Source organism: Microbacterium sp. (assembly GCF_017305435.1).
Taxonomy (GTDB): domain Bacteria; phylum Actinomycetota; class Actinomycetes; order Actinomycetales; family Microbacteriaceae; genus Microbacterium.
Window position 1 is genome coordinate 22275 of the sequence record NZ_JAFKIP010000007.1, and the last position, 12422, is coordinate 34696.

Genomic DNA, 12422 nt, shown 5'->3' on the forward strand with positions numbered 1-12422 from the left:
TCAGGTCGTCGGGAAGGCCTTGATCCGCAGCAGCAGATCCGGGCCCGTCCGATCCAGCGTGCGACCGCCGACGACGATGCCGGCGGCGATCTCGGCGATGCCGACCACCAGGCCGACGAGAAGTGCGACCGCACCGAGGGTCGCCGACGCGGTGCTCATCGCCGTGATCCCGAGGACGAGGGCCGGCAGCGCGAGCAGGCCGCACGCGCCCATGACGACGAACACCATGAGCCCGGAGAGGAAGGTTTGGCCGGGCACCGTCTTGAAGGGGCTGTCCCCGGGGGCGGCGACGGGGGTGACGAGGAGCGCCGACGAGACCGAGCTGACGGCATGGCCGGCGAGGAGGAGTCCGAGGGATGCTCCCAGGATACCGGGCAACTGCGCCGCCCGTCCGCTGACGATCGCGGTCACGACCGCGACGACGATCACGAGCGGGACGCCGACGGTCGCCGCCCCGAGCACGCGCCCCAGCCGGTCCTGCCTCCCCCGGACGCCGCTCGCGAGGACCGACGCGAAGGCCGTGCCGTCGTAGGAGATGTCCGAGTAGCCGGCGATGCACAGGACGAACGCGACGAGGAGCGCGGATGCGGGGAAGAGGAATCCGTCGATGCCGCCCGTGAACGCGAACAGGATCGGGAACAGCGGGACGAGGATGAGCTGTCGCACGTATCGCGGGTCGCGCAGCCATCCCCGCAGCGACCGCGCCCAGGTGGCGCCGACACCGCCCGTCGGCATGACGCCGAACAGCCCGAGCGCGCCCTGACGCACGGTCCGCGCCGCACGACGCGGCGGCGCGTCCGTCGATCGCTCGAGTGCGGCCCGCCAGGCCACCCAGAGGGCGCCGAGCGTCGCGAGCGCGATCAGGAGACGGGCGAGGGCGAGGAGCCACTCCCCGGCGGCGACGTCGCCGGGGACGGCCCAGGCCGCCCCGAGCGGCGTCCAGGCGAGGATGCCGGCGACCTGCTGCAGCTGGGCGACGAGGTCGCGTCCCCCGGACACGAGGGCGACGGCGCCGCTCAGGATCGGGCCCGCGAAGATCACGACGGCGAGGACGATCGTGCCGATGAGCTCGCGCCCGCGGCGGCCGGCGCCGAGCCCCGTCGAGAGGGTCGCCGCGAGTCGCGTCGCGACGACGCATGTGAGCACCGCGACGAGGACGCACGGCACCGCGACGATCGCGGCCGGGGGCCACGGCATCCACATCAGGATCGAGAGGAGCGCCGCGAGCGACGTCGCGATACCCGGGATCCCGGTGAGGCCCGTCGCCGTGAGCACGGCCATCAGCTGGCGCGTGGTGAGCGGGAAGGTCGCGAGCTTCGCGGCATCCACGGTCGTGTCGACGCCCGCGACCACCAGCGGGCCCACGACCCAACCGAGCAGCAGCACCGAGCCGGCGACGACGACGATCGTGCGGGTGAGGGTCAGGTCGTGGACCGCGGCGAGCGCGACCGAGCCCGCCCCGACGAGCGCGAGCGCCGACAGCCCCCACAGCGCGCCGAAGCAGAACCCGACGAGCTGCCAGGGGCTGCGCGCGAGCGTGTTGCCGAGGATGCGATAGCGGAGCCTCAGGACTGTCGCAACCACGCGGGCCCCTCGCTCGTGTGCCGTCCGCCCACGAGGGCGACGAAGCGGTCCTGCAGGGACTGCTCGCCGCGCACCTCGTCGACCGTGCCGGCGGCGAGCACCCGGCCCGCGGCGATGACGGCGACGTGGTCGCACATGCGCTGGACGAGGTCCATGGAGTGGCTCGACACGATCACGGTGCCGCCGGATGCCGTGTACGAACGCAGCACGTCCTCGATGTTCGCCGCGGAGACCGGATCGACCGACTCGAACGGCTCATCGAGGACGAGCAGGCGCGGGGCGTGCACGAGTGCGCACGCGAGAGCGACCTTCTTCGTCATGCCGGCCGAATAGTCCGCGACGATCGTGCCCGCGGCCTCCCGCAGGTCCATGAGGTCGATCAGGTCGCTCACCCGCCCCGCGATCTCGGGACGTGGCAGGGAGAACATCATCGCGGTGTAGGTGATCAGCTGCTCTCCCGTGAGACGGTCGAACAGGCGCACGCCGTCCGCGAGGTTGCCGATCATGGCTTTCGCGCGGGCAGGCTCGGCCCAGACGTCGACGCCGTGCACCCACGCCGTGCCCGCGTCGGGGCGCAGGAGTCCCGTCGCCATCGACAGCGTCGTGGTCTTGCCGGCACCGTTGGGGCCGACGAGCCCGTAGAACGATCCGGCCGGGACGACCAGGTCGACGCCGGCGACGGCCGTCTTCTCGCCGAAGCGTTTGACGAGGCCGGCGAGTCGGAGGGCGGGGAGGGGGGTTGTCTCGCTCATCCTTCCCGAGCCTACCCACGCCCACGCGCCGGTTGTCACCAGATCGACGTCGCAGATCGTCGCCGCCCGCGGGAAGGAGCTACTCGCGGATCGTCGCGCCGAAACGCGCCGCCGCGACGGCGACACCCGCGAGCTTCGCCTCGGTCGCCTCCGCCGCGGTGAGCGTGCGGTCCGGCGCCCGGAAGCGGAGGGCGAACGTCAGGCTCTTCGTCCCCTCCGCGAGGCCCTGACCGCGGTAGTCGTCGACGAGGTGGAGCGATTCGAGCAGCTCGCCCGCCCCTTCGCGGAGCGCCGCGGCGAGGTCGCCCGCCACGACGTCGTCGCCCACCACGAGCGAGACGTCCTGGGTCGCCGCCGGGAAGGACGAGAGGGATGCCTCGACGTCGGGCGTTCCCGCGAGGCCGAGCACGAGGTCGAGGTCGAGCTCGGCCACGTACGCCCGACCCGGCAGGTCGGCCTCGGCGGAGACGGTGGGGAGGATCTCCCCCACGTAGCCGACCTCGACGCCGCCGATCGACAGGGCGCCCGTGCGCCCCGGGTGCAGCGCCGCGCGCTGCCCCTGGGCGACGTCGATGCGCACGCCGGCCGCGGCCGCGATCGCCTCGACGGCGGCGAGAGCGTCGGAGAGATCGACGGCGACCGCCGGTCGGCCGGGGCGCTTCGTGTCGATGTTGCCGGCGAGGAGGACCGCGACCAGCCGCGGCTGCGGCGGGATGGACGCATCCAGCGCGGCGAGGGTCGCATCGTCCGGGCGCTCGCCGAGCGGCGGGACGACCTCGGTGCCGTAGGTCACGCCCGCTTCGGGCGTGAAGACGAGTCCGGTCTCGAAGAGCGCGAGGTCGGTGAAGCCGCGCGAGATGTTGCGGTGCGCCACCTGCATCAGACCGGGCACGAGCGATCGGCGCAGGAACGGGGCCTGGCCGTCGAGCGGGTTCGCGAGCCGGACGGCCGGCGCGGCCTCCCCCGAGGCGGAGCCGTGCAGATCGTTCGCCGCTGCCGTCGTGAAGGGGAACGACGGCGTCTCGACGTAGCCCGCCGCGGCGAGCGCGTTCGCGACGCGGCGCCGACCCTTCTGCAGTGGAGTGAGCCCACGGCCGGCGGGCGGCGTCGGCAGCACGGACGGGATGCGGTCCAGCCCGTGGATGCGGGCGACCTCTTCCGCGAGCGTCCAGCGGTCCGTGAGGTCGGGACGCCACGACGGCGGGATGACCTCCCAGCCGGCATCCGCATCCTCGAGCGGGGCGACCTCGCACCCGATCGTCTCGAGGGCGCCCGTGATCTCGGCATCCGTGTAGTCCACGCCGATGAGCGCGGGGACGAAGCCCCTCGGCAGCTCGATCGCCTCGAGGAACACCTCGCCGTAGAGCGCTCCGCCGAGCTCGGTGTCGAGCGTGCCCCCTGCGAGATCGACCATGAGGTCGGCGACGCGGCGCGCGGCGATGAACGGGATGAGTGGGTCGACCCCGCGCTCGAAGCGTCGAGACGCCTCCGAGGGCAGCTTGTGCCGCCGCGCGGTGCGCGCGATCGACACGGTGTCGAAGACGGCGGCTTCGATGAGGACGTTGCGCGTGGCATCCGTCATCTCCGTCGCGCCTCCGCCCATGACGCCGGCGAGGCCGATCGGGCCGGACTCGTCGGTGATGAGGAGGTCTTCGGTCGAGAGCGTGCGCTCCTTGCCGTCGAGCGTCGTGAGCGTCTCTCCCTCGGCCGCGCGACGCACCGTGATCCCGCCCGAGAGCCGGTCGAGGTCGTAGCCGTGGATGGGGTTGCCGAGCTCGAGCATCACGTAGTTGGTGATGTCGATGAGGATGCCGAGGGAGCGGATGCCCGCGAGCGTCAGCCGCGCGACCATCCACGCCGGCGTGGGCCGCGACGGGTCGACGCCCCGCACGACGCGCACGACGAACTCGCTCGCGCCGACGCGGCCGCGGATCGGGTTCCGATCGTCGACCGCGAGCGGGAACCCGCTGCCGGGCTGCACGTCGTCCCACTCGTGCGCGGCGGGGTCGCGGAATGCGGCGCCCGTCGCGTGCGCGTACTCGCGCGCGACACCGCGGATCGACAGCGCGTAGCCGCGATCGGGCGTCACGTTGATGTCGACGCCGACGTCGTCGAGGCCGAGGAGCGCGATCGCGTCGGTGCCCGGCGCGGGATCGAGCCCGAGCTCGGCGAGGCGCAGGATGCCGCCGTGCTCATCGCCGAGGCCGAGTTCGCGCGCCGAGGCGATCATGCCGTCGGAGACGTGACCGTAGGTCTTCCGCGCCGCGATCGGGAACGGGCCCGGCAGGACGGCGCCGGGCAGGGACACGACGACCTTGTCGCCGACGAAGAAGTTCGATGCGCCGCAGACGATGCCGCGGACGCCTCCGTGCGCCTCGCCCACGTCGACCTGGCACCAGCGGATCGTCTTGCCGTTCGACTGCGGCTCGGCCTCGAAGGACAGCACCTCGCCGACGACGACGGGACCGGTCACGGCGAAGCCGAGCGCCTCCTCCTCCTCGAATCCGACGGAGACGAGCGCGGCGAAGACATCGTCGGTCGTCGCCTCCGCGGGGAGATCGACGTACTCACGCAGCCACGAGAGAGGGACGCGCATCAGACCACCATTCCGAACTGCTCGCTGAAGCGGACATCGCCCTCGGCCATGTCGCGCATGTCCTGCACGTCGGAGCGGAACATCAGCGCCCGCTCGACGCCCATCCCGAACGCGAAGCCCGAGTACACCTCGGGGTCGATGCCCGCGGCGCGCAGGACGTTCGGGTTCACCATGCCGCAGCCGCCCCACTCGATCCAGCGCGCTCCGCCCTTGAAGGTCGGGTGCCACAGGTCGAGCTCGGCGGACGGCTCGGTGAACGGGAAGAAGTTGGTGCGGAACCGGGTCTTCGCCTCGGGGCCGAACAGCTGCCGCGCCACGTGGTCGAGCGTGCCCTTGAGGTTCGCCATCGAGATGCCCTTGTCGACCACGAGCCCCTCGAACTGCACGAAGGCGGGGAGGTGCGTCGCGTCGAACTCGTCGGTGCGGTACACGCGGCCGGGGCACAGCACGTAGATGCCGCGCCCGTCGCGCGTCAGCGCCGCACCGCGCTCGAGCATCGAGCGCACCTGCACGGGGCTCGTGTGGGTGCGAAGGACCAGGTGGCGCTCCACCGGGTCGACGAAGAAGGTGTCCTGCATCTGGCGTGCGGGGTGGTCGACGTCGAAGTTGAGGGCGTCGAAGTTGAACCACTCGTGCTCGAGCTCGGGACCCTCGGCGATCTCCCAGCCCATGCCGACGAAGAGATCGGCGATCTCCTCCTGCAGGAGTGAGACGGGATGCCGGGCGCCGACCCGCGCCCGCGGCGCGATCGCCGTGATGTCGACCCGTTCCGCCTCCAGCTGCGCGGCGGACTCCGCTTCGGCGAGGACCGCCTCACGGCCGGCGATCGCCTGGCTCACGCGCCCGCGGGCCTGCCCGACGAGCTTGCCGAACGCGGCCTTCTGCTCGTTCGGCACGTTCCGCAGCTGCGCGTTCAGCTGCGCGAGCGGGGATGCCTCGCCGGCGTGGGCGGCGCGAGCCGCCTTGAGCTCCGCCGTGGTCGAGGCCGCATCGATCGCCGACAGGGCATCGGCGACCGCGGCATCCACGGCTTCTGGGGTGATCAGGGGTGCGTCGGACACGAGAGACGAGTCTACCGGCGCAGGCGCGGGCGTCCGAGCGGACTCAGAAGGCGTTGCTGTCGTACTTGCCTGCGTGCTTCTGAAGCGCGATGAGTTCGGTGTCGGTCCCGTCCCCCACCGGGTGGTGCGGCTGGCCGCCTTCGGCGGCCTGCTGACGCTGGCGGCGCTTCGTGCGCTGCTCGATGCGGTACGCGACGTAGCTGAGCGCCAGACACATCGCGACGTAGATCGTGCCGCCGACCATCGCCGTCGGGATGAGCGGCGAACCGTAGACGGCGTTCGATCCGAGCAGCTTGATGACGTAGAGGAGCTCGTGGTACGTGATGATGAACCCGAGCGCCGTGTCCTTGAGGGTCACCACGAGCTGCGCGACGATGACCGGCATCATGGCGCGGATCGCCTGCGGCAGCAGGATCAACCGCAGCACACCCGACTTCCGCAGTCCGATCGCATAGCCCGCTTCGCTCTGCCCGCGCGGCAGCGATTCGACACCCGCCCGGATGACTTCGGCGAGCACCGATCCGTTGTACGCGATGAGGGCGATGACCACGGCCCAGTACGGCTCCATCCGGATGCCGACGACGGGCAGTCCGTAGTAGAGCAGCATCATGAAGACGAGGACGGGGATGGCCCGCAGCACCTCGGTGATCCAGCCGACCGGGACGCGGATCCATGCATGGTCGGAGAGGCGCCCGATCGCGAGCACGAAGCCGAGGACGAGCGCGCCGACGGCAGCAGCGGCGAACGCGGACAGCGTCGCGAGCACGCCGTCCAGGAGCAGCTGCCAGATGGCGCCGTACGTGAAGATCTCCCACTTCGCGGCGCTGAACTGGCCGGTGTCGGCGAGCCGCCAGATGACCCAGCCGATGACGGCCAGGACGAGGACGACGGTGACGACGCTGAGGATGCGGTTGCGGGCGACGGCCTTCGGGCCCGGGACGTCGTACAGGACGGAGCTCATCGCGCCACCTTCCATCTGCGCTCCATGACGCGTTGCAGCCACGCGAGCAGGAGCACCATGACGATGAAGATCACCATGACCCACACGAGGACGGCGAGCTGGTTCTCGCCGCGCTCGCTGAGCCACGATCGGATCGAGCCGAGGTTCAACACGGAGAATCCGGCGGCGACCGTGGTGTTCTTCAGCAGGGCGATGAAGACGCTCATCATCGGGGGGATGACCGAACGGCTCGCCTGCGGCAGCACGACGAGCGTCATGACCTGTCCGAACGTGAGGCCGAGCGCCCGGGCGGCCTCGGCCTGGCCGACGGGGACGGTGTTGACGCCGGAGCGGATCGTCTCGGCGACGTAGGTGGCCGTGTAGAACCCGAGTGCGAGTGTCGCGAGCAGGATCGCGTCGATGCGCTGGCGGAGCAGGATCGGCAGGCAGAACGCGAAGAAGAACATCACGAGGGTCAGCGGGGTGTTGCGGATCCAGTTGACGTAGACCGCCCCGACCGTCCGGGCGATGGGGATGGGCGAGACCCGCATGGCGCCGATCAGCAGCCCGACGACGAGTGCGAGCAGGCCCCCGCCGAAGAACAGGATCAGGGTGCCCCGGACGGCTTCGCCCCACAGATCCAGGTTGTCGGTGATGACGCCCATGTGTGGCCTTTCCGGTGGATGTTCGAGAGGTGGGGTGACCCGGCGGCGGGGACGAGCCGCGCCGCCGGGTCTACGGAGTGGAACGGATCAGCCGACCGGGTCGACCTCGGGCTGGGTGCCCTTGACGCCCGACGCACCGAGGTTCTTCTCGAAGATCGCCGTCCAGATCTCCCCGCCGTCGGTGAAGGTCGTGTTGATGAACTCCTGGAAGGCGGTGTCGCCCTTCGCGATGCCGACGCCGTAGCGCTCCTCGCTGAAGACGTCGCCGACGACCTTCAGGTTGTCGGGGTCCTGCGCCGCGTAGCCGATGAGGATCGCCTCATCGGTGGTGACGGCATCCACCTGTCCGTTCTTGAGGTCCTCGACGCACGCGGAGTACGTGTCGTACTCCTTCGTCTTCGCGGGGGTCTCGTCCTTGATCCGCTGGATCGAGGTCGACCCCGTCGCCGAGCAGACGACGTCGTCGGAGGTGAGGGAGTCCTTGCCGGTGATGGTGTCGTTGCCGGCGGCGACGAGGAGCCCCTGGCCCGTGATGAAGTACGGGCCGGCGAAGGAGATCTGCTCCTTGCGCTTGTCGGTGATCGAGTACGTGCCGACGTAGTAGTCGATGTCGCCGTTGACGATCGCCTGCTCGCGGTTGGCGGAGGGGATCGCCGTGAATTCGATCTTGTCCTCGTCGTAGCCGAGGGCCGCCGCGATCCAGCGCGCGATGTCGACGTCGAAGCCCGTGCGCTCGCCCGTGACGGGGTCGAGGTAACCGAGACCGGGCTGGTCCTCCTTGACGCCGACCTTGACGACGCCCGCGGCCTTGATCTTCTCGAACGTGGGGCTGCCGTCGATCGTGACGCCCTCGGCGACCGTCCACGGGTTGCCGGCGGGAGCCTCGCCGGATGCCTCGCCTCCGGGGGTCGTGTCGGCGCCGGGCGTGCCGCTGTTGCACGCCGTGAGCGCCAGGGCGGCGATCGCGATGCCGGCGAAGGCGCCGGCGATTCTGGTGGTACGCATGTGATCCTCCTGGTTTCGTGTCTTCATTTCGGGGGTGCCGCGCCGGTGCAGGGCGCGGACGTCTCAGTGCGCGATGCGCGTCTCAGTGCGTGATGAGCTTGGAGAGGAAGTCCTTCGCGCGCTCGCTCTTCGGGTTCGTGAAGAAGTCGTCGGGGGTCGCCTCCTCGACGATCTGCCCGTCCGCCATGAACACGACGCGGTCGGCGGCCTTGCGCGCGAACCCCATCTCGTGGGTCACGACGACCATCGTCATCCCGTCCTGCGCGAGGCCGACCATGACGTCGAGGACCTCGTTGATCATCTCGGGGTCGAGGGCGCTCGTCGGCTCGTCGAACAGCATGACCTTGGGCTTCATCGCGAGAGCGCGCGCGATCGCGACGCGCTGCTGCTGCCCGCCCGAGAGCTGCGCGGGCAGCTTGGATGCCTGCTGGGCGACGCCCACACGCTCGAGAAGCGCACGCGCCTCGGCTTCGGCATCCGCCTTCTTCATCTTCTTGACCTTGATCGGGCCGAGCGTGACGTTCTCGAGGATCGTCAGATGCGAGAACAGGTTGAACGACTGGAACACCATGCCGACGTCGGCGCGGAGCCCGGCGAGCGCCTTGCCCTCCTTGGGCAGCTCCTTGCCGTCGATCGTGATGGAACCGCTCGTGATCGTCTCCAGGCGGTTGATCGTGCGGCACAGCGTCGACTTGCCCGAGCCCGAGGGGCCGATCACCACCACCACCTCGCCGCGGTTGACGGTGAGGTCGATGTCCTTCAGCGCCTGGAACTGTCCGTAGTGCTTCTGCACGTCCGAGACGACCACGAGCGGGTCGCCGCGGCGGACGGTGATGTTGCTGGTCGCGGGGGCAGGATCCGGGGTCGCCATGGGGTCAGCCTAGGCAGAGCCCCCCGAGGGCGCTCAAGTTATACACAGGATCTTGACCGAGCCGTTACGGGGCTGGAACAATCCCCGCTCAGCCCGCCGCGCGCTGCGCGAAGGCCGTCTCATACAGACAGACGCTCGCCGCCGTCGCGAGATTGAGCGACTCGGCACGGCCGTAGATGGGGAGGCGCAGCGAGAGATCGGCGTGCGCGAGCGCCTCCGGCTCCAGCCCGCGTGCCTCGTTGCCGAACAGCCACGCCGTCGGCTCGGCGAGGAGGTCACGGCGGGCGAGGAAGTCCTCTCCCCCGACATCCGCGGCGACGACCCGCAGCCCCGCCGCGTGCGCACGCTCGACGGTCGTCTCGAGATCGGCGGCCACCGCGACCGGCACGTGGAAGAGCGACCCGGTCGTGGCGCGCACGACCTTGGGGTTGTACGGATCCACGGTGCGGCCGGTGAGGATCACGGCATCCGCCCCCGCCGCGTCGGCCGCGCGGATGATCGTGCCGAGGTTGCCGGGATCGCGCACCTCCTCGCAGATCGCGATGAGGCGCGGGGATGCCGCGAACACGTCCTTCAGCGCGGTCGGCGACTGGCGCGCGACGGCGACGATGCCCTGCGGCGTGACGGTGTCGGCCATGGCGTCGAGCACCGCCTCGGTCGTGAACTCGATGTCGAGTCCCGCCGCGCGGGCCGCATCGCGCACGTCCTGATGACGCTCCATCGCGGTCGGCGTCGCGTAGAGCTCGACGACGGTGTCCGGCCGGTACGCAAGCGCTTCGCGCGCCGCCTGCGGCCCCTCCAGCAGGAACAATCCCGTCTCCTGACGGGCGCTGCGCTTGGTGAGCTTGGCGACAGCCCGCACGCGCGGGGAACGAGGGTTCTCGAGCACGCTCTCATCCTAGAGAACGAGAAAGGGTGTCCCCCGTTCGGGGGACACCCTTTCTCGTTCGCGCTGCTTACGCCTTGGGGGCGTTCACGTCGGCCGGGAGCGCCTTCTTGGCGGTCTCGACGAGCGACGCGAAGGTCTTCGGCTCGTTCACCGCGAGCTCGGCGAGCATGCGACGGTCGACCTGCACACCCGCGAGACCCAGACCCTGGATGAAGCGGTTGTAGGTGACGCCGTTCTGACGCGCGGCGGCGTTGATGCGCTGGATCCACAGACGGCGGAAGTCGCCCTTGCGCTTGCGACGGTCGCGGTACGCGTAGACGAGCGAGTGGGTGACCTGCTCCTTCGCCTTGCGGTACAGGCGCGACCGCTGACCCCGGTAACCGGAGGCGCGCTCGAGGATGACGCGGCGCTTCTTCTGGGCGTTGACGGCCCGCTTGACTCTAGCCATTTCTCAATTTCCTATCGTGCGTCGCGGCTCAGAGGCCGAGGAGCTTCTTGGCGACCTTGGCGTCACCCGGGGCGAGGACCTGGTCCTGCGAGAGGCGACGGGTGCGCTTGGTGGGCTTGCCCTCGAAGTTGTGGCGGAGGTTCGCCTGCTGCTTCATGATCTTTCCGCTACCGGTGACCTTGAAGCGCTTCTTGGCACCCGAGTGGGTCTTCTGCTTCGGCATGTCTCTATCCTTCGTTGTGGTTCCCGCAGGGCGGGAGTCTGTGGGGCCCGCGCCTCAGGAGGCGGGGGCGTCGGCGGCCGGAGCCGCCGCGGCGGGGGCGGTCTCACCGGGGGTGCTGCGCGCCTGGCGCGCCGCCTCCTTGTTCGCAGCGCGCTGCGCGTTCTGCTCGGTCTTGACCTCGGACTTGTTCTTGTGCGGCGCGATCACCATGACCATGTTGCGTCCGTCGATCGTGGGGTTGGACTCCACAGTGCCGAACTCGGCGACGTCCTCGGCGAACTTGCGGAGAAGGCGCACGCCCTGCTCGGGGCGGGACTGCTCGCGTCCGCGGAAGAGGATCATGGCCTTGACCTTGTCGCCCGCCTGGAGGAAGCCCTCGGCGCGCTTGAGCTTCGTCGTGTAGTCGTGCGCCTCGATCTTCAGGCGGAAGCGGACTTCCTTGAGCACGGTGTTGGCCTGGTTGCGACGGGCTTCCTTGGCCTTCTGCGCCGTCTCGTACTTGAACTTCCCGTAGTCCATGATCTTGACCACGGGCGGCTTCGAGTTCGGGGCGACCTCGACGAGGTCGAGATCTGCTTCCTGCGCGAGGCGGAGCGCCGCCTCGATGCGGACGACGCCGACCTGCTCACCGTTCGGCCCGACGAGGCGGACCTCGGGGACGCGGATGCGGTCGTTGGTGCGGGGATCGCTGATGCGGAACTCCTCTGTCGTACGGGTGGATGCCACCGCTCGACGGAAGTCTTACGGGCGGAAGAGTCTCACGCCCACCCGGCGCGACGCCGGGAAGTTCTACACCCTGTCCTCCACGGCTTCTCGCCGTGCGGAGCTACCCGGTGCCGATGTCGCTGGCAGGCCGGGCGGAGTGCGGGACCCGGTAGCCTGGAGCGGCAAGCGCGGGTGGGATGTGATCCACTTTCGATCCGGAGCAGAACACTCCGGTGCGCGGCAAGTCTAGCAGAAAGCGATCCGTGAGCACGAACGCCCCCTCCCCCGACCATTCGCACGCCGCCCCCTCCGCCGCGGAGGCCGAACGCCTCGCGCGCTGGGAGGAGCAGGAGCGGGCCGCCGCCGCGGCATCCCGCGACATCGCCGATGTCCCCGCGGTCGAAGTCATCACGACGGCGGCCGTCCATCTCATGAGCGCCGCCGCCGTGAAGGTCGGTCTCGCCGACGCCCCCGAGACGCAGACCGACCTGGACGAGGCGCGCAAGCTGATCAACGCCCTCGCGGGACTCATCACCGCCGGCGCCCCCGAGATCAGCGACATGCACGCGCGATCCCTGCGCGACGGGCTGCGCTCGCTGCAGCTCGCCTTCCGCGAAGCCTCCGTCATCCCCGACCCGATCGGCAAGGGCCCCGGCGAGAAATGGACCGGCCCGGTCACCTGA

General features: G+C 70.3%; 13 protein-coding genes. 1 reads left to right on the plus strand and 12 read right to left on the minus strand.

The features are described 5' to 3' along the window. From J0I43_RS12975 to infC, 12 genes are all read right to left on the minus strand, one after another. Window positions 1-1584, minus strand: coding sequence for a hypothetical protein (locus J0I43_RS12975; RefSeq protein ID WP_292864531.1), 1584 nt, complete (start codon window positions 1582-1584; stop codon window positions 1-3). Next, complete coding sequence (locus J0I43_RS12980; protein WP_292864534.1) at window positions 1566-2336, minus strand: ABC transporter ATP-binding protein; 771 nt, start codon at window positions 2334-2336, stop codon at window positions 1566-1568. The genes J0I43_RS12975 and J0I43_RS12980 overlap by 19 nt, the downstream gene beginning before the upstream one ends. Window positions 2337-2415: 79 nt before the next feature. Continuing rightward, window positions 2416-4932 carry a phenylalanine--tRNA ligase subunit beta gene (pheT, locus tag J0I43_RS12985; protein ID WP_292864537.1) on the minus strand — a complete coding sequence of 839 codons (2517 nt, stop codon included), beginning with the start codon at window positions 4930-4932 and terminating at the stop codon, window positions 2416-2418. After that, window positions 4932-5993: a phenylalanine--tRNA ligase subunit alpha gene (gene pheS / locus J0I43_RS12990; protein WP_292864540.1), complete on the minus strand. Its 1062-nt coding sequence runs from the start codon at window positions 5991-5993 to the stop codon at window positions 4932-4934. Before pheS ends, pheT begins: the two co-directional genes overlap by 1 nt. A 43-nt stretch (window positions 5994-6036) precedes the next feature. Beyond that, the gene (locus J0I43_RS12995; RefSeq protein ID WP_292864543.1) at window positions 6037-6954 is read right to left on the minus strand and encodes an amino acid ABC transporter permease; all 918 of its coding nucleotides are present in this window, start codon (window positions 6952-6954) and stop codon (window positions 6037-6039) included. Beyond that, window positions 6951-7598 carry an amino acid ABC transporter permease gene (locus J0I43_RS13000; protein WP_292864546.1) on the minus strand — a complete coding sequence of 216 codons (648 nt, stop codon included), beginning with the start codon at window positions 7596-7598 and terminating at the stop codon, window positions 6951-6953. The genes J0I43_RS12995 and J0I43_RS13000 overlap by 4 nt, the downstream gene beginning before the upstream one ends. Window positions 7599-7685: 87 nt before the next feature. After that, the gene (locus tag J0I43_RS13005; RefSeq protein WP_292864549.1) at window positions 7686-8603 is read right to left on the minus strand and encodes a glutamate ABC transporter substrate-binding protein; all 918 of its coding nucleotides are present in this window, start codon (window positions 8601-8603) and stop codon (window positions 7686-7688) included. Window positions 8604-8685: 82 nt separating this feature from the next. Beyond that, window positions 8686-9474, minus strand: coding sequence for an amino acid ABC transporter ATP-binding protein (locus J0I43_RS13010; RefSeq protein ID WP_292864551.1), 789 nt, complete (start codon window positions 9472-9474; stop codon window positions 8686-8688). 88 nt (window positions 9475-9562) lie between these two features. Then, the gene (locus J0I43_RS13015) at window positions 9563-10363 is read right to left on the minus strand and encodes an RNA methyltransferase (protein ID WP_292864554.1); all 801 of its coding nucleotides are present in this window, start codon (window positions 10361-10363) and stop codon (window positions 9563-9565) included. 67 nt (window positions 10364-10430) lie between these two features. After that, a complete protein-coding gene (rplT, locus tag J0I43_RS13020) occupies window positions 10431-10811 on the minus strand; it encodes a 50S ribosomal protein L20 (RefSeq protein WP_292864557.1) in 381 nt (126 codons plus the stop codon). A gap of 28 nt (window positions 10812-10839) precedes the next feature. After that, window positions 10840-11034 carry a 50S ribosomal protein L35 gene (gene rpmI, locus J0I43_RS13025; RefSeq protein WP_292856079.1) on the minus strand — a complete coding sequence of 65 codons (195 nt, stop codon included), beginning with the start codon at window positions 11032-11034 and terminating at the stop codon, window positions 10840-10842. 54 nt (window positions 11035-11088) lie between these two features. Then, complete coding sequence (gene infC, locus J0I43_RS13030; protein ID WP_292864560.1) at window positions 11089-11760, minus strand: translation initiation factor IF-3; 672 nt, start codon at window positions 11758-11760, stop codon at window positions 11089-11091. A gap of 242 nt (window positions 11761-12002) precedes the next feature. Between infC and J0I43_RS13035 the strand changes: the two genes are divergently transcribed. Then, the gene (locus J0I43_RS13035) at window positions 12003-12422 is read left to right on the plus strand and encodes a DUF1844 domain-containing protein (RefSeq protein WP_292864563.1); all 420 of its coding nucleotides are present in this window, start codon (window positions 12003-12005) and stop codon (window positions 12420-12422) included.